This window comes from Bradyrhizobium sacchari (assembly GCF_002068095.1).
Classification (GTDB): Bacteria; Pseudomonadota; Alphaproteobacteria; order Rhizobiales; family Xanthobacteraceae; genus Bradyrhizobium; species Bradyrhizobium sacchari.
Genome location: NZ_LWIG01000031.1, coordinates 58077 through 78493 on the forward strand (window position 1 = coordinate 58077; position 20417 = coordinate 78493).

Consider the following 20417-nt stretch of genomic DNA (forward strand, 5'->3'; position numbering starts at 1 on the left):
CTAAGCTGAAGGGGCCGTTACACAAACATATTTGCTCCACTCGAAAGTTCTGCGGGGATGACATGTTTGATGTCTATCGCAATCACAAGGGGGACTTCCTCGTCATAAGCAACGGTTCTCCGATGCCCGCACTCTACTCTTCGAATAAATGGCGCAAGAGCAGAACGAGAGTTCTTAAGGTCAGCTACGAGATAAAATCAACCGTTCAGCGGCAGGGGTATTACATTCGTAGCTTTCGAGTTGGTAAAAGGGAAATGATCTAGTCATCTGGAACGCAAATTCGTTGCATTAGCTGATTGCTCGAATCTCTAGAGAGGAGAGCGCTAGTGGCGAATGCAGTGTGCGAGGTCGGCCGATCGCGCCATTGGTGCTTAGTCCGCAGTAGCGGACGTACTTGGAGAGGCAAGTTGTCGTCATCGTGTTGCCCGGTCGCTATTTGAGCGGTGCCGCGCGATCCTGCGATACGCGGATGGACAGCCAAGCAAGTCTGTAGCTGCCGAACTCGGCCTTCACGAACACACCGTTGGCAAGTGGCGCCGCCGATTCTTGAAGGATCGCTGTGATGGCCTGCTTGACGAAGCCCGCCCTGGCCGCCCCTCGAACCATCGATGACGATCAGGTTGATGAGGTAATCGAGCGGACATTGCGTACGACGCCGTCCGACGCGACGCACTGGTCGATCCGTTCGATGGCTGCGGAAACTGGCTTTTCTCACACCACGATCCGCCGAATGTGGACGGCGTTCGGCTTGCAGCCGCACCGCAGCCAGACATTTAAACTGTCGAGCGATCGCTATTCGTCGATAAGGTGCGCGATATTGTCGGGCTTTACCTGTCCCCACCGAACCGAGCCGTTGTCCTCAGCGTCGATGAGACAAGCCAGATCCAGGCACTCGATCGCGAGCAGCCGGTCTTGCCGCTGATGGCTGGGGTGCCGGAACGTCGCACGCACAGCTATGTGCGGCATGGCAGGACCACGCTGTTTGCCGCGCTCGATGTCGCTTCCGGCTTTGTCATTGGCAAATGCTACAAGCGACATCGGGCGGTCGAGTTCTTGAATTTCCTCAAAGAGATCGAGGCTCAAATCCCTGAGGGGCTCGCTGCCATATCGTCATGGACAACTACGCCACCCACAAGACACCAAAATCAAAGGGTGGCTCGCTCGCCGGCCGCACTATCATGTCCACTTCACGCCGACTTCTGCGTCATGGATCAATCAGGTCGAGCGCTGGTTCGCTGAACTTACCAGAAAGCAGATCCAGCGAGGTGTTCATACCTCCGTCAGGCAGCTCGAGGCCGACATCCGTACCTTCATCGCCCTGCACAACAACAACCCGAAGCCCTTCAAATGGACCAAGTCCGCTGACCAGATTTTGGCTTCCGTCAAACGCTTCTGCCACAAAGCCCAGCAGACTTTATGTGGCGAACTTTAGATTCACCTGACTAGGGCTTGGCCTCTTAAGGCAACGTCTGCTGCCCACGGCAACCGGGATTTCGTTAACCCCTGAGAATGGCCTCGGTCTAGCCAGTAGAGCAGACATCGACGTGCTGACCGCGAGCGCTTACGAGTATGCGTCTCTCTCTCTCTCTCTCTCTTCCATATACTTGGGCTACGACACAATATTGCATCCATCCAACACCAGGCTTCCTATAGTCTGCCCTCGTGCTCGTCCCTTAATCTCCGCTCGAGGTCATCCGCTTTTTCTTTGGTCAAATTGACCGCCCAACTAATCCCAATTAAAGCGGGTCCCTTCCGTTGCCGATCGTAAACCATCCAGCCGCGAGCCCCCTGACGAACCAAAAATCGACTCGGAGAGGGCGCTTTGTCGCTCACCGTCATGTCAGATCCCGCGCGTTGACCATCTGGTCATCACCTCACGTGTCCAAGTTCGCTTAAGACAACGCGCGTCCGTAGTTCGTGCGCGGCAGCCGTCAAATGGCAGCTTACGATTAGACCGAGCCGCCTTAAGGTCAGGAGAGCAACGGGGTCGCGCAGTTACAGCGAGCCCAGCTCCCAATATCGCTATGGCGCGTTGCTCCTCCGCCTCGAGATCAGCCCATGAAATGCTTTCTATCATGCGCTCCGTTTTTTCAAAACCCAAACGCATGCCTGATCTGCCGCAACATAGCTATGGCCGCGTCGGTGTACCGACCGTACGTGAGGTATTGATCCAGGTGCGCTGAGAAGACCACCGCCGCAATCGTCACTGTGAAGCCCTTAAACATTGGGCCCCTCCTGAAAGAGACCGCCAACCGGGCGTGTCGAAAAATTTGACGTTCTCAGAATTGGCTGCCGCCTATGGCGACCTGATACGGACATGGTGACAGTGAGTGGTGACCACTCTCTTAACGGGCCCGGTGGATGCGCCCCCCGAGGCGAAGGCGCTAGACCTGCTACCAGATAACCCATTCACAATTTCGAATCGGCGGGCTGAAAAGATGATGGGATCTTCTAGGCCCAGGTAGACCAAACGGAGGATGCGTATATGGACCCCGGCCGAATGCAACGACCGGCTTGATCAGAATAGACGGTTATAACTGCAGACGTGTATCCGGCTTGTTGATGCGGCTGGACACGTCTCCGCCGCGAGCAGCAGCCTCTGTCGATTTCGAGCGGCGCATGTAGGGCGGCAGGATTGACGGAGAGAACCGGATGCCGTCGGAGTCGGTAGCGTCCGCCTCGCGATCGCGTACACGCGGCTGGCAGACCGCGACCGGACCATACCGGTCATCACCTCGCGCTCCGGCAAGTGATCGTGGCGCAGGACGCGCTGGTAGCCGTCCGCGGTCTCCAGATCGGCGTGCCCGCCGAGAAAATCCGCGACCTTGGCCTCGACCGCCTGGGCCCACAGGGCACGCGCAAGATTTCAGTGAGTTGACCGTCGACATTTCCTAATTGAATCAGCTTGATGATGTTATCTTTGGACACGGCATATCGCTCCTTCGGTGGAGAAGTGGAGGCGTCAAGCACCCCCATGAAATGGCTCCTTTCCGATTCCCGCCGTCACCAGCTTTCAGCAATAGCTCGTGGACGCTGGCTGCGCCGACTGTCGGTATTGAGACCAATGTCAGCAACTTGACGCTACACGCCGCGAGGAAGCGCCTGCAGAGCCTGCGAGTTCACTTCGGCACGCAGTTTGCTGTTCACCGCATCGCAGTGCGATGGTCTTCGGGATGGACTCGTGCGCGTCGTTGTTAAAGTCTGGTCCACCGCGCGGCAACAGCTGCGGAATCGGCTGCGCAAGGTCGATGATCTGACCTCGCATATGTCCGGGATGCGGGTCCAGACCCACTCCGGTGGAGATCGATGTCGGCCAGCGCGGCGGCGCCGCCCGCGCAGTGGCGGTCATACTAGCGATAGAGCGCGGGGCGCGTAGGATTCCAAGCTTGTCCAGGATGCGCTTTGCTGGAGGATGCGATTGCTCAACCGAGGATGATCTCGGCCTTCTCAAACGCCGGAGACTTCTGCCTGTTGCTTCCCGTGCGGCGCCAATGCGGTGTCTTGGCAACCGGTTCTCCAAAGGAAGATCGGCCACGACTTCCTTCAGCGCTGCCGTCTCACGACGCAAATCATTTCACTTTGCCAGAGGTCGCCGCGCTGTCGCCCGGCAGGCAACGCTTACAGCTTCGGGGAACTTCTTGGACCAGCCATCGTGCATTGAGGCGCAAAATTGAACAATGACGTAGCGGCCTCGCCTGATCCGCATCCCGGTGACGCTCGCTTGCTTCTTGGCGCATGTCCTGTTCCCGACTGTTCGATTGGTCGTGTTCGCAACACGACGTTCGAGCGGCCGTTGCACGTTGACTGTCAAGCTGAAAATGCTGCGCGCGCGGTTGGCCCGAGGCTTGCTCTTCCCTGCGTTATAGGCAGCAGCAGTTGCTGACCGGCAAGCGTGCGAAAGGAGAAAACATGGAAAGCGATGTATCAGCCTATGGCGTGAACGAATTGACCCTTGAGGAAGCATGTGCGGCTTCGGGAGGTCACGATGTGATGCCGTGCCACCGCCACCCCGGTGAATGGAACCACCCAGGCTGCCCGGAGCTCGATAACTAAACGCAAACATTTTGGTTAGACGGTGAGCGGTAGGCGATACCGCTCACCGTCTCGCTTCAGCCGATGAAAATTATGGACGTAGTGCTTCGCCCTATGGGTACCCTTCGATTCGTGGCAAGCTACTACTAGTAGGCTGGCCGTAAGTCGTCTTGCGCCCATAGGCGCTGACTGCTTCACCGGCGTCCAATTGCGAAATCAAGAGCGACCGTCGTAGTCTACCATGGCATAGTGCTGCACTATCGGACCATCGTCGAGCCTGTAGCTCAGGGGACTCCTTCCCGAGCCGATATGTGTATCGAACTTCAGGAGCGGCGTTGCCTCGCCCTTGCTGCGACCGACATACAGCGTCTCGCCAGCGCTGCGCAGTTGAGCAACGATCGCGGTACGTCCCGGGAGCATTTTGAATCGGTGGACTTCCCAGCCAAACGCCGGAGACGCAATGGTGGGGCTAAGCAGAATGAGCAAAGGGTGTCTATTCGTTGCTTATTTCTAGCACGAAGCGAGCGTTAGGCGCGATCAGCCATCATCTGAAACTTTAGCTGGCCCCGTTTGCGCCCCCCACAAGCGAAGGTAAGCGTTTTCATGCTGCAGATCTGTATGACGGCCTTCCGCAACGATCCGCCCCTTGTCTAGGACGATAACCTTGTCGGCACCACAGATAGTGCTAAGTCGGTGAGAGATGATCACGATGGTCTTTCCCGCACGACGCAAATCATCGACGAGTCGGTGAATAGTGGCTTCGGCAAGGGAGTCGAGAGAGGAGGTCGGTTCGTCAAGGATCAGGATGTCCGGTTCCCGATACAGAGCTCGAGCCAACGAAAGGCGCTGCTTTTCTCCGCCAGAGAGCCGTGCGCCGTTTTCGCCTAGATAGGTCTGGAAGCCTCCCGGCCAACGCTCGATCACCTCCCGCAGCCCAGTTTGATCGCAGACTTTCATAATCCTGTCGATCTTCGGTTCGAACTCGCCAAGCGCGATATTCTCGATGACCGAGCCTGAGAATACGTCCGTCGACTGCGGTACCGCAGCAACAATCTTACGCAGGGATACGGTCGAGAGGTCTTTGAGGTCATAGGGACCGATCCGAATGCGACCACTCTCGAGAGGGTAGACGTTCTGCAGCAACGCCGCAAGGGAGCTCTTGCCCGAGCCGCTCTCTCCCACCACGGCCGCCATTTCGCCTCGACGAAAGGTGACGTTAAGATCTTCGAAGAGTTTCGGCTGTGAGCCATGGCGGAACGTGACATTCTCCAGGCAGATGTCACCAAGCTCGCATTTGGTAGCATCAATGTCGCCGCCGCGTGCCGGCTCAAGGTCGAATATCTCGAACAAGCGATCCGCCGCGATAAAGGCGTCCTGAACGATTCTGTTGCTATGGATCAGGGTGGCGACAGGCCCGGTGATATAGCCGAGCAGCGCGTAGCAGGAAAGTAACTCACCCGGAGTGACAGCCTGATCCAGAACGAGCGTCGTACCGAACCACATTAGCAGGATTGTGAAGAGAGTTGAGAGGAAGCTCGAGGCATTGTCTCCGGCGATCGAGATGAGGCCGGAGCTGTAGACCGAATGCAGGGTCTTGACGAAGCGAGTTTCAATCCTAGCGCAAGCGAAGCTCTCCAAACCGAATGTCTTGATCGTGGAAACAGCTTCGAGGGATTCGACCAATTGCGCCTCCAGATCGGCGACATTCTCCATGATTGCGCGCTGGCGCTTCCTATTCAGCCGGTTGATGGTCCAATAGACTAAGACATATAGTGGGATGGAGATAGCCACGACCACGGCTATCTTCCACGAGTAGATGAACATCAACCCGAACGAGAACAGTATGACTAGCAGGTTGACGAACATGGTGATCGAGACGTCGTTTAGGAAGCTCCTGATTTTCACAGCATCATTCATCCGGGAGACGATTTCTCCCACGCGCATGCTGTCGAAGAAATCTTGTGGTAGGCTTAGGATGTGATTGTAGTAGCGAAGGATCAAGCAGACATCGATCTTCTGCCCTGTTTGCAGGACTAACCGGTTTCTGAGTAGGTTGATTACGATCTGCGGCACCAGGATCAGCAGCATCAGGACGCTCATGAGATTGAGCAAATTGCGGTTGCCCGCTGTGATAACGTGGTCGACAATCTTCTGGACGTAAATGGCCGTCGACAGCCCGAGGAGGGTTGTTACCAGTGCGCCGACGAGCGCCTGCGTTAGCGCCGTTTTGTGCGACGCAAGCAGCCGGGCGAAGCGGAGAAGAGGTGAGGTGGTCTCATCGCGGCGCTTGAAGGTGTCTGCCGGAACCAGGAGCACTAGGACGCCCGTCCATTGCCTCTTGAATTCTTCATGCGACAGCTTGCGGATTTCGCCATACGCGGGGTCCATGATGGTGACCCACCTCGCCTCGATCGCCTGGACGACTACGAAGTGGTGCAAGACGTCCTTGACGATCACATGCGCGATGGCCGGCTTGGGGATCTTGTACAAGCTGTCGAAGCCTCCCTTGACGCCCTTGGCAATGAACCCCAGCTTTTGAGCCGCTTGCAGAAGACCCGACACGGTGGTGCCGGATCGGTCCGTCGAGGCATATTGGCGGATCCGCGACAATGGCAACTTGTACCCGTAGAAGGCTCCAACGGACGCAAGACTGGCAGCCCCACAATCCGTGATGTCGCGCTGCTTGAAATTGATGATTTTACCCGACATGGCGGCTCACTGGCTTCTTGGACATGATAATTAACGAGCCGCCAGGAGCGGGTTGAGCCAATCGTCGATCTCATTGTAGAGGAGTTGCAGGATACTGCGCTCCGCCACGAGGAAGCGGGCTCTCACCGTCATGCCTTTCTTCAGATGACCAATGACGCCATTTGGGAGTTCGAGGTAACTGCGAGAGAGCGCGCAGCGGACCTTGAAGACCGGGTTCTTGTCCTGCAGGGTAAAGTCCTGCGCGACGTCTAGCACTGTCGCGTCAATCACCCCCCATTGATTGTAGTTGAAAGCATCGACCTGGAGCCTCACCGCCTGGCCAGGCTGCACGAACCCGATGTCTTTGGGCGAAACGTAGATCTCCGCCACCAATTCGCGGTCGGGCGAGACCCAACCGACGGTTTGCCCCGCCTGAACGTAGCTCCCCGGGGTCAGGCCGTTGAACTGCTCGAGAGCGCCTGACACGGGCGCGCGAATGCGGGTCAGATTGCGTTCGTTCTCGAGTTGATGCAAGCTGGCCGTGAGTTCCTGAAGGCGGAGGTTCGTGTCGAAAAGCAGCTGATTCCATTCGGCTGATTTGCTCCGTGCGAGGATCTCACCTTTCACCTCGAGGCTCTGCAACGCGAAAGCCTTTTCCTCAACCGCCTTGGTGGGCGCTGCAGCAACCGCGACGAGTCGCTGAGCGCGCTGGAGTTCCGCCGCGGCGTTGCTGCGGGCATATTGGTTCTCCCGCAACAGGTTGAGAAAATGCAGCCGCTCCGCCATGGCGGACTCTGTCCGGAGGTGGACGGGGGCATCGGACTGCGCGCCGGAAGAGATCAGAGTTTGGAGGTCGCGGGCACGGTCGCGCCTCAGACGGATTTCGCCCGTAAGCGCACCAATCCTTTCCTCTATGACCATATCGTCGAGAGCTAGGATCTCTCGACCTTGTGCAACGAGATCGTTCTCGACGGCAAGAACACGAGAGATCCGTCCGGAGACGGGCGCTATCAGAGGAGTCTTCTCGATGGTGGGACGAATGGCACCGGCGCTTTGAACAGACAGCGTCACCGTGATGAACGGCAGCGACACCAACGCCGCAACAACAGACAACATAATTATCTTGTAGATCGCCAAAGATCGTCCTGATTCTCGCGATAGGATGCTCTCTGCAGTGTAGCTGGCCATCTCCGGAGGCAGTAAGACATCAGTCATGATAGCTCTGTCACGGAATGTACGACGATCGGCAGTGCCAAACGACTAATCAGGATTGAGCGACGCACGGGGAAGGTGTGCGCCCGCTATGTCCTTCACAGAAGGCAGTTAACTAACGCATTAACTCCCACGAAGCTATAGCTGCGAACATCGTCGCAACAACTGCTGCACATAATCCGAGACCTCCAGCAGTCATTCGGTTTCATCCTACTGCGATATATCGGCCTTCATTGTTAACTGCTTGACGGATGTGGAACACTCGCTGGTCCTGCTCGGCAAATTTCTTCGACTAACCTGAAGAGAGAGGTGTGGAGCAATCATGCGATTGCTCCGCAAGAAATCCAGAACAGCCGTTTCGCATTCGATCTAGCCACTTAGCTGAGAGCTCCCGCAAGCTGGTGAAATCTTAGCGTCGCGTCCGCGACAGAGCCGTTGAACCGAATTTCTCATTCGACCGCGGCGCGCCCAAAGACCCTTCGTCCTGCACGGGACTCTCGCGGGGTGGCATGAAAAAGAGCCTGCCTAGCGTCGCAGGATGGGCGTCGCAGGCAGGCTGCAGGCACTGTTACAATTAAGGGTTAGGGTCTTCGGGGCAAGGAATTGGATTGATGCTGTAACCACCGCCCTCAATGGGACGGATCTCCAAACCGCAACTCTGCGGAGCGATTCCTTCCCCTCCCGCAGTTGCCCATGCTTCTTCAGGAGTCATTTCCGTCACGCCATAAGCTGACATATCGCTTCTCATGTGTGTTCCTTTTCAATAGCCGCGGATGTGGCCGGTCAGCAACTGCTACCGACCCCGTAGCAAGTTCAAGTCTCGTGCCAACTGTGAAATGGAATTCCGATCTGCATCGAGTTCTCCTCTCATCCTGCGTCGCGGGGAAAGGGGGTAGCAGGCTCCATTCGGTGGCTCACAAACCAGTTTTCTGGTGTCGCGAAGCGCGCGCTTCATGTCCAAGTTCTGACACGGGACAAAGGCCGTCAGGTTCAAAACACCGGCTGCGCTTCGAGCGCCTTGGAGTTTTCAAAGCATAGTCACGCGCTTGATGCGTGCTGACCGAGCTGGCACGCCTGTTGGTATTGGGATGCAGAAACACAGAGTGAGAGCTGAGCGCTCACCAGATGCGCAAAACGAGTGATGCTCTCCTTCTCCTGAACCCGCGTGCTCCGTGTCTTAAAGGGACAGGATAGCGCACAAAGTCGCGCAACGAGTGGCAATGGCTGGGGACCATGGGATCGAACTCGAAACATGGCTCTCGACAACACGACGACAGAGGAACTTCCCCTCTTGCTCGAGGCCGCCGGTCGCTGTCCACCGGAAGACATAGGCGGTGCGCCAGGCTATGCCGCATACCTCGATTGCATCGGTGACCCCGCCCATCCGGAGCACGAACAAACGGCGCCTCTGGGGCCGGGAGCGGTTTGATCCGAAGTCGTCGACCGGAAGGCGCTCGGGGCCGCCGTCAAGGCTTTGTCCGGCAAATGGAAGCCGCGGCGACGCGCCGCGCGGATGCCGCAGATCTATACAGCGCGCTGACGCGCATCAGAAATGTTGAACGTAATAGTTCGGGATTCTCGTTCGAGATGCTCCGTAGGCCAATCGATCGTCGTAGGGATGATTGTCCACGTGGAAGCTGAGGTCTGTTTGCCGCCTGGCGCTCTCCGGATGTATCTCGTTGCATCCATTGTCGGTATTGTCGCATTCAGAACACGGCGATGGTCGGCCGCGTGCCGCCGCACTCTCACTGCGCCGTTGCATAAAATGAAGGAGGAGGGGTAGAACTGTTTTCGGTAGCTCTCTTCTTATCTTCCTGCGGAGTTGGCACGACTCTTGATGGTCTCTCTTTGCGCGGCTGGAAGTCGGCCATGTTGCTGACTGATCGCCGCATTCGCGCAACAGCAAGAGCTGCCGAGTAACTATGATCCCCTCAGTTGAAAAAGGAATCAACAATGCAGGCTGATGTGTCGACCTATGGTGCAGTCGAGTTAACTTCAGACGAAGCGTCGGCAACCTTTGGAGGAAGCTGGTTGCCGCTCATAGCTGGGTTGGGAATAGCGGGATTGGTGGTGGGGATCATGGCAATTGCAGGTGCGTGCGTAGCGGATGTGATAATCAGACATAAACGGCGCTAAGCTGAAGAACGTATTCAGCGGTAACTCGCCATGTCGGATTGGCAGGTTCAAGGAAGCTGCCGATCTTCATGCATCGTGAGTAATCATGAATGATGCGCGATGAATGATATCTTTACTTCTAGCGGCGGTAGTCGGCCACCCTGAGGAGGGCATTTTCTCCCGGCGGCCAGGACGATCCTTGACCGACTACAAGGTCATTGTGCTCGCCGTTTTTGCGGCGCTGGTCTCCCTGTCCCTCATCACTGTAGCGGTCTCTGTTCAGGGCATCGGCACCATTCGCCCGACGATCGAGAAGACGCTCCTGAGCGCGCCCGTCTCCGGACGAGTTTTGCGCATTGTCCGCCGTCAGGGTCTGTGAGACAAAGAGAGGGTTTTTGCGGGAGGAGGATTTCTGCTTCATCATAGCCATCAGGAGCGAAGATGAAGCAGAAATCCGGACCGGGCAAAGCGCCGGTAGAACAAGCGCTAAAGGACATTCGGCGCTAGACCCGCCGGCAGTATTCGACGAAAGAGAATATCCGCATTGTACTGGAAGGATTGCGTGGCGACGAGAACATCTCCGAGTTTTGCCGCCGAGAAGGTGGTTGATGGCCCAGGCGAAGAGGCCCACTAGCCATGTCCTGATCCTGTTTGTTTAGGTGTCTAGCCTCGGCATTTTCTGGAGCGGATGAGCTTGAATCGCTCTGGCTGGGAAGTCCAGGATTTGCGGATGTATTCGTAAGGTGTGAGGCCCTCAGGGTCTTTAGCCACCGCGTAGTTGTAGGCGTTGATGAAGTCGGCGAGGTAGCTTCGAGCTGTGTCGATCGTAATGGTAGCGTTGGACTGTCGCTTCCTTGATCGTGCGGTTCATGCGCTCGACCTGGCCATTATCCGGTATGTGATCTGTGGTGCCTTTTCGCCCGGCTGTTCTCTTCGGAGAACGGCATTATGGTGAGCCCATCCGGGACGCGGGGCACCGGGAGCACGAAGGTGCGGGCAGGCCGCCGATAGACAGTAGGCTGAGAGCCCGAGCTCGTTACATGGCCGCCCCTTGCGACTTTCCAGGATGCGCCGCGAGCGCGGATCAGTAGATGTCGTGTTGCCCGCCAGCTCCCGTTTCGTCAGACCGGAAAGGGAGCAGACATGCGCATCGGACTTGATATCCACCGCGCCTTTGCGGAAGCGGTGGCTTGGGAGGATGGCAAACTCAGACGTCTCGGCCGCGTGGACATGCGACGTGCGCTGTTGACGACGTTCGCCAAACGGCTTTCGAAGGACGATGTCGTCGTCGTCGAGGCAACGGGGAATGCCGCAGCGGTCGCGGCGGTCATCGGGCCGCAGGTGAAGAAGGTGGTGATCGCAAACCCAATACAAGTGCGTATCATCGCGCGTCCGAAGATCAAGACCGACACGACCGACGCCGGCGTTCTTGCCCAACTTTACGCCAGCGGGTTTCTGCCGGAAGTCTGGGTTCCGGACGAACCGACACAGGCGCTGCGCCGGCAGGTGACACGCCGCAACCAGATCGTGCGACAGCGGTCGAGACTGAAGAACATCATCCAGTCGATCCTGCACGCGCATCTGATTCCGTCTTGCCCACATGCCGACCTGTACGGCGGCAAGGGCCGTGCATGGCTTGCCGAGCAGATCGTGCCAGAGGACGAACGGCTCGCCATCGAACGACATCTGCTCGAGTTCGATCGGCATGGCGAAGATCTCACCGTGATCGAGCGCGACCTCGCCCGTTCGGCACTCGCGGACGACGGCGCCAAGCGGCTGATGACGATCCCAGGTGTCGACATGATCGTCGCGCTTGCGATGATGGCGGCAATCGGCGACGTGGCCCGTTTCAGCGATCCGCAGACCTCGGCCTGAACCCGAGCGTCCGGCAATCCGGGCCAGGTCCGGCCTACCATGGACGGATCACCAAGCAGGGCCGCGGCCATGCCCGTGGCATGATGGTCGAGGCGGCTTGGGTCGCAGCACGGCACCGGGTCCGCTGCGGGCTTTCTTCTCCGGGTCTTGGCCGTGTAAAAACGATCTCAAAGGGCGTCGGTCCCGGAAGCGGGGAGCCGCGTGTGTCTCAGGCCCCGATCGCAGCGATCAGCGGCTTGATCCCGACGATGTTCATGACCCGTGTCAGATTATAGGCCAGCACCGAGAGTGCCATTTCGGCGGCTACTTTTGGAAGCGTTTTGGTGAGGAAGTGTGTCGCTCCCATGCGGGCCTTCATCGTGCCGAACGGATGCTCGACTGTCTCTCGACGCTGGCGCATGGCTTGTGGGTTTGCATCGAGACGCTGCTGCACAGCCTCGAGCAGATGCTCATGCTCCCATCGTGGAATCCGCCGCTCTGGCCCTGTCGTGCACTGCGATTTAAGCGAACAATTTTGACAGGCCGTGGTCCAGTAGCGCCGTAGCCGCTTCCCGTCTTCCTCGCTCGTGAAGCGATAAGGCAGTTGCTCTCCAGCTGGGCAGCGATAGGCGTCCTCTTCAGGCAAATAGACAAAATCCTGCTTGCCGAAGCGCCCATCTGACTTGGCACCCGACGTCTGTGGCTTGGGCAGAGTTACCGTGATGCCGGCCTCGTGGCACGCGAGGATCTCCACGCTGCTGAAGTAGCCGCGATCGGCAACGGCCTCGAGCGCATCGGTCTGGAGCACTTCTTTCGCCTGCTTTGCCATATTGGCCAGTTGAGCCCGATCTGAGCCGCTGTTCGTTACCTCATGGGTCACAATCAGATGGTGCTCGGTATCCACGGCGACCTGCACATTGTAGCCGACGACGCCGGAGCCGCGGCCGCTCGTCGCCATCGAGCGGCTATCGGGATCAGTCAAGGAGATTTGCTGGTCAGGCGATGCAAGCATCTGCTTCTCGTAAGCGGCAAGCTTGCCCATTTCCTCCTTCAGCTTCGTCAGCTTTTCGGTAAGCCTCGTCACCTTCGTGGCCAGGGCCTCCGTCGGCTCCTGCCGGTCGGCCGTGTCAAGTTGGCCTAGATACCGCGCGACGCTCTCCTCCAGCTGGGAGCGTCGCCGCTCCACCTTCGCCCGGGTGAAGTTCCTGTCCCGGTTGTTCACCGCTTTGAACTTGCTGCCGTCGATGGCAACGCTCGCCGTCGTCAGGAGACCCATCCCACGGCAGAGTTCAACGAAGCGCGCACACACCCTGCGCAGCGCCAGGCCATTGTCCTTGCGGAAGTCGGCAATCGTCTGGTGATCGGGAGTGAGCCGACCCAGCAGCCACATCAGTTCGACATTGCGTCCGGCTTCTCGTTCGAGCCGCCGGCTCGACTGCACCCGGTTCAGATAGCCATAGATGTAGAGCTTCAAGAGAACCGAGGGATGGTACGATGGCCGACCGGTCGCCGCCGGCTCAACCTCGAAGCTCATCTCGGCCAAATCGAGCGCATCGACAAACGCATCGATCACACGGACAGGATTACTCTCGTCAATGAAATCATCGAGGCATTCCGGCAACAGCGTGCATTGCCCACGATCCGCCTCCTCAACGAAGCGCCTCATCGATTCCCCCAAAAAGAATCACCGGAGAATCATAGCAGCGGCACAGCGTTTTCACACAGCCAGGGTCAGGGCCCGTCGCGGTCAGCATGTCGCAGCCTTCGCGACGGCCCGCAAACTTGCTGTCGTGATCTGGCACCTGCTGGCCAAGGGCGAGAGCTATGTGTGGGCGCGTCCCTTGCTCCACGCAAAAAAGCTTCGCGATCTCGAACTCAAGGCCGGCCACAAGGCCACACGCGGCCAGAAGGGGCCGGCGCATGCTAACAACATCAAGAGTTTGCGTGAGGAGGAGCGCCGCTGGGTCGAGCAGGCCGAAACGGCTTATGCGCGCTTCGTGACAGGCTGGAATCCGCGCGGACCGAAGAGAGTACGTGCGGGCGCCGCAACTGAGGAACGATGATGATGGCTGTGCGGCAAGCTCTCACCTCTCGCCCTGCTCTTCGCCACGCGGGCGCCCGCCGGGAGAGAATAACCCAAATCCACGAATAGAGGGCTTGTCGATCACATCAGTGGTCTAGAGATGCTTGATCTTGGTCAGCCGATGTTCGATCCCGTTCTCTCGGCAACGCATGTCGAACGTATGTGTCGTGTATCTTGCCGTCGGGCCGTCCGCGTAGCGCGGTGGAAAAGTGAACTGGATCCCATTGTCGGTGAGAACTGTGTGGAACTTGTAGGGGGCGGCCGCGATCAGAGCTTCGAGGAAGGCCGAGGCGGATCAGGAAGCTGCGAAAACTACGAAAATGGCAGTTAACGGCCTGAGAGAGTCGCGAGGGCCCGTTGACGTCGATTGACCGTTTTCCATCGAGTCACAAGGGGGCGATCAACCGCGGCTGGTCCGGGCCATTGGGCTCGCGAGAGTGAGAACAATGGGCTCAGATGCCGCGCGAAACCTCGGCGTCCGTTCGACGCCACGGCGCGTTGTCGCAAAGTGTAGCCTGGTGCTGTCGACGAGCCTCACCACCTCGATAGGCGAACGCAGCTGCAGCTTTTGCATCGTACGAGCGCGACGCACCTTCACCGTCGCCTCGCTGACTTTAAGTCTGGCCGCAATCTGTACCGCCGCGCGAAGCGCAGCACCCTACTGCCGCGGAGTTCAGCAACAGCCGAATCCCCCATCTAACATCTAACTCCGTCCGACCAAGACTCGCTTCCTAGAGTTGCGTTTCAAAACGCACCTGCGCGGCAGCATCCCGCGACGGGTAGGACCACATTCTCTTTTTTAGCTTCAAGATTTAGGCAAGAGGCCGCCAGCGGCGATGGATGCTGCTAGGCCCGCCAACACCGCCATCATAGCCCAAAACCAGCCCCCCGAAGTTGCAGATGCTTCTTGAGGAGTCAGTTCGGTTAGGCCATAGGCTGACATATCGGTCTTCATTGTCGTCTCCTTTTCTCTGTGAGGAGCAGCTATCAAAGATCGGGCCAACCACGCCAAGAAAGCTGTTCGATCAGCTTTACGGAATACGCGAGCTTCGGTGTTCCACTCCCAGCAAGTCTCCAGGGACGGCGGCGAACATGACGACCGACTCGAGTTCACTCACTATTGTGTAGTTTATGCAGTCCTATATTGGGGGCTTCAGCAATCCGCGGATGTATCGCCCGCTCAAAGCCGCCATCGCCGACTTGAATGTGATGTAGGTTCGCACTCGGTACGGACACACTTGCGTGCGCAGCAACCTGGCAGTCCATCCTCCTTACCACATCACGATCTCCGCGGGTCCCGCTAAGCAGCCCAGCCGACGACGTAGATCTCATCGTTGATCTCGTTGGACATGCGCAATGGGCTCAACTGCACGACCAGTTGCGTCAGAAGGGGTTCGTGGAGTCTCCGGAAGACGAGGTCATTTGCCGCATGAGGCTCGGCGAACTCAAAGTCGATTCATGTCGGATGATGAAAGCATTCTCGGCTTTAGCAATCGCTGGTACGCCAAAGGCATCGAGACGGCAGTCACGTGTCCCCTGAACGAGGTACTGAACATCAAGCGCCTCTCGCCGGAACTATTCGTGGCGACAAAGTTGGAGGCATATCTCGGTCGCGGCAACGATGATCACATAGGCAGTCGTGACATCGAGGATATCCTTCTCGTCGTTGACGGGCGAGGGGAACTCGTGGCTGAAGCCCAATAACCTGCGAACAAATCGAAAGACCGTTGTCGTGGCTTGTCCTGCAGGCGGGAAGAGTTGGAACGATCAAAGAAGCACGTGGAAGCGGTGAAAGGCCGAAAAAACGGGGCCTGCCTTGTGAGATGTCTGTTCGGCTTGATGTTGTCCTCCGTGGACAACCTCATTCAACGAGTGCTGGCAGCTCTCAATGATCATTGAGTAGAAAGTACGAAAGTCAATGCAATTCTAACTGCCCGACATGGTAGGGCCAGCCCAGCTGACTGTGAGGTAGTCTGGTCCATAAGCCCGTGGCAGCAAAGCGCCGCGGCAGCTCGAAGCGATGAACAGCGCCCTAAGCCGTAAGCTCCCGAGAGCAGTATCTGCAGAGATGATCATGACCAGGCGATTGGAATATCATAGGGTCGACGATTCGTGTGTTATCCCGCTCAGCAAGCTGGATGTAAGTGAGAGCAAGCGCTTTCATGACGACACCATATGGGCTTGCTTCGAGCGATTGCGAAAGGATGATCCCGTTCACTACTGTCAAGATAGCGCTCATGGTCCATATTGGTCCGTAACGAAATACCGGGATATCGTAGCGGTAGACACAAATCACCACGCGTTCTCGTCAGAGCAAGGTGTCACTATTGTCGACGTGCCTGGCAAGAACTGGACCCAAAGTTTCATCAAGATGGGGCCTCCCAAGCACGCCGAGCAGCGCAATACCGTGAGCCCGATCGTCGGACCGGAAAGTCTGACAAAGCTCGAAACCTTGATCCGCTCTCGGGTCAGAGCGATTCTCGATGGTTTGCCGCGTAATGAAACCTTCAATTGGGTGGACATGGTCTCCATAGAGTTGACGACGCAAATGCTCGCCACACTCTTCGACTTTCCGTTTGAAGATCGACGACTCCTGACTTATTGGTCAGACGTAGCCGTTACAGCTCCGAAAGCAGGCCATGAGATCGACAGCTGGGACAAGCGAAGCACAATCTTGTCCGAGTGCCTGGACTATTTCAATCGGCTTTGGAACGAGCGCATCAATGCCGAGCCGCGCCTTGACCTGATTTCTTTGATGGCGCATTCGCCCGCCACACGACATATGGAACCGAGTGAGTTTCTGGGGAATCTGATTCTGCTGATCGTTGGCGGCAATGATACCACGCGCAACTCGATTACCGGCGGCCTCCTGTTCATGAGCCAGTACCCCTCCGAACTGCGAAAACTTACTGACAATCCCAAGCTGATCTCGAGCGCTGTGTCCGAGATCATTCGATACCAGACGCCGATCGCACATATGCGTCGCACCGCCGCGGTCGACTGCATCATTGGGGGGAAACAGATCAGGAAAGGCGACAAGGTCGTCATGTGGTACATTTCCGGCAATAGAGACGAAGAGATCATTGAGAACGCCAAGAAGTTCGTAATCGACCGCAAGAATGTGCGGCATCACCTCTCGTTCGGATTCGGAATTCATCGCTGTCTTGGTCGACATCTTGCGGAACTGCAGTTGAGAGTCCTCTGGGAAGAGATTTTGCATGCGGGATTGGAGATCATGGTCGTCGGCGAACCCGAGCGAATTGCTTCTAACTTCGTGCACGGCTATTCCGCTCTGCCCGTGCGGATCGAAGCCTAGGCCAGTCTCGGCCGCCGATGGGCAGTGGGGGGACTGATCTGAACTATCTTGGCTTCTTGAAGCTGCGCAGACGAGCGCGAAACAATTGCTGCGGGCAGCCACTCATGAAACGGCGAGACGTTTGAAGTGCCTGTGACAAGCGATACGTCAGGCAAGCGTCTCGACTTGCAAACCCTGAGATGCCGAAAAGGCAACCTCAACGGCAACTCCGATGCCAAGTCAGCGTATGGTGGGACGCGTGTTGCGAGCGCTCTCTGCCGATCGACACATGCTTGCCAATTAGGGAGGCGAGCGCTCTCCTGGCTGCTCTCGCGTTTGGGATGACTTGGCCCGCGTGCACAGAGCCACGTCATTGGGGCGGACTATCTCGCGGGCATGGCGCGCCGGGCCCTCCGTCACGTCTCAGCGGATCACACCGGGCACTGATGCGGTCAGCAACACAGGAGCTGCGATGGAGCTGGAACACGGCCTCATCTTCTTTCTTGCGTATCCGGATGAATGCTCTTGGTCAGCTAGTCGTCAGCCAGGCGGTCTATCCAGACAGGCTGCGCACTATCGACTATTTGGAGATGAAGTATGACGGGCGTTGGCCGAGCTGATCCATCACAGGTTGACGCCGCCGAGGGCGACTGCACTGGGGAATGGAGCCGTTCGAGCCTGGAGCCTGGTCTCCTCCCTGGGGAACGCGATCAATTCTTCGATGCTGTCGTGGATCGGATGCGCTCTGCGGCCCTTGCGAACCCGCCACCAACTTCGGACGTTGCGGCGCCAGCGCGGGACGATTTCGAGGCAGCAGAGCGAAAATTGAGCAGCCTGCTTGGGGAGCTGGAAGCTTGCCGTCAAGCGGCCGCGCACGCCCGAAACTTGCCAGAGAGGCAAGATCTCATGGATCAAGTCGTCAAAGCAGGCTCAACAGTTCTGGAATACTACGCGAATCTGCCCCCCGATCTGGCGCGCAGCATTCTGCCAGACGATCAGGCTCGCCGGCTCCGTGATGACACTGTCATGGAAGCTGAAGAATGTAACAAAGTGGCGACCTGGATTATCTACGATCTGGAGGAGAGCAGAAGGAAAGCACAAGGCTTACTCGACGAGCTCAAAGACATCGCTTCGCCCGCCCAACGGAGCCGCCTGTTTGCAAGCGTTGCGAACCGCTATGTAGCCTGCATGGAGTGTTGGGGAAAGAAGGTGCTGCGCTTGGAGCGGATGCAGTCAGTCTGCGCGGCTACTGCCCACTTGCCAAGCAGCACTCCCGAGATGCGCGAGGCCGAAGATGCCGCACTAAGGCTCCATACCGGCTCGGCAGTCTATATGAAGTGCATATACGTGCAATCGCGGATCGCTCTCGCGGAGCTCTTGGTCAATTCGCAAGCGAACACGTTCGAACCAGACGTGCGCGACGCCCTCATGGACGAGAGCGGTCGCGTGCGACTGCTCGGCACCTTCGTCCGAGAAGTTTTTCCTGCATTCGTTTCGACGCGCGACGCCGTTCTGGACAGCGATGGAGCGGCGCTCGGCGCGGAGCACCGCGCTGTTCTGGAAGGAGTCATGGAACGGCTTTCGGAGTTTGCATCGGGGCTGAGCGGCATGCTTGACAGCCTGAGGGAGGCTGGAACGGAAGCTGACCTTCCGTTGCAGTTGCTGGACGAGATCGTGGAAGCTGCGTGGGTGACGGCGAACGAAGTCATGCGGCTGCTGGCATTGCAGCCAAAGACGGAAGTGGCGATTGAACCGCCGGCTTGGGCTGCGCTGCCGGAAAACACTGCCGTGGTGGGCCAAGGCACTCCAGCGCGCAGAAAGGGCAAAGCAAGGCGTGCAGCGGCCGCAGGCGAGGGGAGTTCGGCAGCCAGCCCACCCGCGCCGCAACTCGCCAGGCCCGATGGTGCCACGGCCCCGACTGGCAAGGTCATCGTGCTCACGGATCTCGGTACAAAAAAACTTGCCACGGCGGAGGAGGCGCGCGCGTCATCCTCTGCGGCCGATCACCTCCAGATGTGGCAGGCTGCGCCCTCCAGGAAAGCACTGCCGGGATTACTTGACCGATTGGACGAGCTGCTGCAGTTCGATCTGCCGGCTCAGCAAAGCGCCGTCTCGCAAACGCGCCAGATGAAGCCCGAGGACGCCGAACACGTCTTGAGTCGCGTCATCAAGCGCTTGCAGACACAGGCATCGGAGATTGAGGCCTGCGTAGCCGCGCTGGAGGAGCCTCGCCGACGCGGCCTGCTCACGCCTGCGCAGCTGCCCGAAGTGCACGAAAAAATAGTCCGGCTCAAAAGGATGTGGTCCGAGGTTCAGGGACAGGCAAATTCATTGAACGAGCGAAAGGCAGAAATCACGAGCGATTGCATGAAGACCTATGCGTTTCCATCGCAAAAATACCTTGACCAGTTGCGGGAAGCGGGAGAACTGGCGTCGGTGGATCCACCGCGCGCCTTGAAGGGAGACCCAGGCACGCTGTTTGAAATCAAGCTGCAGCCCAAGACGCTGCGCAGTGGTGCGACGGCGAGGCCGATGTGGGTGCACATCCATACCAAGCGGCCGGTACATGCCTGGCAATTGGCAACGCTGGGCGATCGCGAATTCGCCGCTTGCCACGTGAAGTCCGACGAACAGCGCGGCTACAATCAGCACTGGCAGAGCGCACGGGCCGCCGAGGGGCACGAGAACGTCGTGATCCATCGCGGCAAGCTCACCCCTGGGTTCTGTAGGTCCTTGTTGAGCACCGCCGCTGGCCAGCCGTGGCAGCTCCTCACCGATCCGGAACATTTGTCGGCGCAGATGGCTCGACTGGGAATCTCGTGAGCTGTTTCTTTTACGGCGGTGCGCCTTTCGGTGGCAGCGTTCATGCCTCCTGATCGGCTCGGCGGATTGCTTGAGCAGCGCCGAGCCCCTCGTGCTCCATCTTACAAAAAGATGGAGCCCTGGAGACAAGACACCTTGCGGGAGGGTTATAAGCCGGCGATCCGGAGCATGTCGATCATCGCATATTCAAGCTGCTATTTCGGGGCGTGGCGAACGTCGGCGCTCAGGCGAGAAGCTAGGCCGCTGAGTGTTGCAGACGAAGAACACGTATCTGATGCCGGAGGCGAGCCGTCGGGACGTAACAGTGATTTCGCC

At 58.0% G+C, this 20417-nt stretch carries 11 protein-coding genes and 7 pseudogenes; 10 read left to right on the forward strand and 8 right to left on the reverse strand.

From position 1 onward, the window contains the following. Window positions 1-62: 62 nt before the first annotated feature. Complete coding sequence (locus A5906_RS45150; protein ID WP_080138372.1) at window positions 63-263, forward strand: hypothetical protein; 201 nt, start codon at window positions 63-65, stop codon at window positions 261-263. Between the two features lie 131 nt (window positions 264-394). After that, window positions 395-1432 (forward strand): annotated as a pseudogene (locus A5906_RS27495) (IS630 family transposase). A 1165-nt stretch (window positions 1433-2597) separates the two neighbouring features. Here A5906_RS27495 and A5906_RS27505 read toward each other — a convergent pair. The 3 genes and pseudogenes from A5906_RS27505 to A5906_RS27520 form a co-directional block, all read right to left on the reverse strand. Then, window positions 2598-2928 (reverse strand): annotated as a pseudogene (locus A5906_RS27505) (IS256 family transposase); the annotation flags it as partial. A gap of 1641 nt (window positions 2929-4569) precedes the next feature. Then, window positions 4570-6741 (reverse strand): peptidase domain-containing ABC transporter, encoded by a 2172-nt coding sequence (locus tag A5906_RS27515; protein WP_080138375.1) that lies wholly within the window; start codon window positions 6739-6741, stop codon window positions 4570-4572. Between the two features lie 30 nt (window positions 6742-6771). Beyond that, window positions 6772-7857, reverse strand: coding sequence for an HlyD family secretion protein (locus A5906_RS27520; protein WP_080138386.1), 1086 nt, complete (start codon window positions 7855-7857; stop codon window positions 6772-6774). 1327 nt (window positions 7858-9184) lie between these two features. Between A5906_RS27520 and A5906_RS45155 the strand changes: the two genes are divergently transcribed. The 3 genes and pseudogenes from A5906_RS45155 to A5906_RS41775 form a co-directional block, all read left to right on the forward strand. Beyond that, window positions 9185-9361, forward strand: coding sequence for a plasmid pRiA4b ORF-3 family protein (locus A5906_RS45155; protein ID WP_136615517.1), 177 nt, complete (start codon window positions 9185-9187; stop codon window positions 9359-9361). 885 nt (window positions 9362-10246) lie between these two features. Continuing rightward, window positions 10247-10426, forward strand: a complete 180-nt coding sequence (locus A5906_RS27530; RefSeq protein WP_080138376.1) for a hypothetical protein — start codon at window positions 10247-10249, stop codon at window positions 10424-10426. Between the two features lie 62 nt (window positions 10427-10488). Then, window positions 10489-10650, forward strand: a pseudogene (locus A5906_RS41775) (IS3 family transposase); the annotation flags it as partial. 52 nt (window positions 10651-10702) lie between these two features. Here the strand turns inward: A5906_RS41775 and A5906_RS45160 are convergent. Then, a pseudogene (locus A5906_RS45160) lies at window positions 10703-10951 on the reverse strand (IS481 family transposase); the annotation flags it as partial. 239 nt (window positions 10952-11190) lie between these two features. Here A5906_RS45160 and A5906_RS27540 point away from each other — a divergent pair. Beyond that, window positions 11191-12061: pseudogene (locus tag A5906_RS27540) on the forward strand (IS110 family RNA-guided transposase); the annotation flags it as partial. Window positions 12062-12130: 69 nt separating this feature from the next. Here A5906_RS27540 and A5906_RS27545 read toward each other — a convergent pair. Then, window positions 12131-13567 carry an IS1182 family transposase gene (locus tag A5906_RS27545; RefSeq protein ID WP_080138377.1) on the reverse strand — a complete coding sequence of 479 codons (1437 nt, stop codon included), beginning with the start codon at window positions 13565-13567 and terminating at the stop codon, window positions 12131-12133. Between the two features lie 61 nt (window positions 13568-13628). Between A5906_RS27545 and A5906_RS27550 the strand changes: the two are divergent. Further along, window positions 13629-13964, forward strand: a pseudogene (locus A5906_RS27550) (IS110 family RNA-guided transposase); the annotation flags it as partial. Window positions 13965-14084: 120 nt separating this feature from the next. Here the strand turns inward: A5906_RS27550 and A5906_RS45165 are convergent. From A5906_RS45165 to A5906_RS42680, 3 genes and pseudogenes are all read right to left on the reverse strand, one after another. After that, window positions 14085-14276: pseudogene (locus A5906_RS45165) on the reverse strand (IS481 family transposase); the annotation flags it as partial. Between the two features lie 108 nt (window positions 14277-14384). Then, the gene (locus A5906_RS46020; protein WP_283807737.1) at window positions 14385-14615 is read right to left on the reverse strand and encodes a LuxR C-terminal-related transcriptional regulator; all 231 of its coding nucleotides are present in this window, start codon (window positions 14613-14615) and stop codon (window positions 14385-14387) included. Between the two features lie 174 nt (window positions 14616-14789). Next, the gene (locus A5906_RS42680) at window positions 14790-14939 is read right to left on the reverse strand and encodes a hypothetical protein (RefSeq protein WP_161495440.1); all 150 of its coding nucleotides are present in this window, start codon (window positions 14937-14939) and stop codon (window positions 14790-14792) included. Between the two features lie 503 nt (window positions 14940-15442). Here A5906_RS42680 and A5906_RS46220 point away from each other — a divergent pair. The 3 genes from A5906_RS46220 to A5906_RS27575 all read left to right on the forward strand — a co-directional run bounded on the left by A5906_RS46220 (window position 15443) and on the right by A5906_RS27575 (window position 20102). Next, complete coding sequence (locus A5906_RS46220; protein ID WP_347337623.1) at window positions 15443-15688, forward strand: hypothetical protein; 246 nt, start codon at window positions 15443-15445, stop codon at window positions 15686-15688. A 370-nt stretch (window positions 15689-16058) separates the two neighbouring features. Continuing rightward, window positions 16059-17300: a cytochrome P450 gene (locus A5906_RS27570; RefSeq protein WP_080138387.1), complete on the forward strand. Its 1242-nt coding sequence runs from the start codon at window positions 16059-16061 to the stop codon at window positions 17298-17300. A 576-nt stretch (window positions 17301-17876) separates the two neighbouring features. Then, on the forward strand, window positions 17877-20102 hold the full coding sequence (locus A5906_RS27575; RefSeq protein WP_080138379.1) for a hypothetical protein: 2226 nt from the start codon (window positions 17877-17879) through the stop codon (window positions 20100-20102). The last annotated feature ends 315 nt before the right edge of the window (window positions 20103-20417 follow it).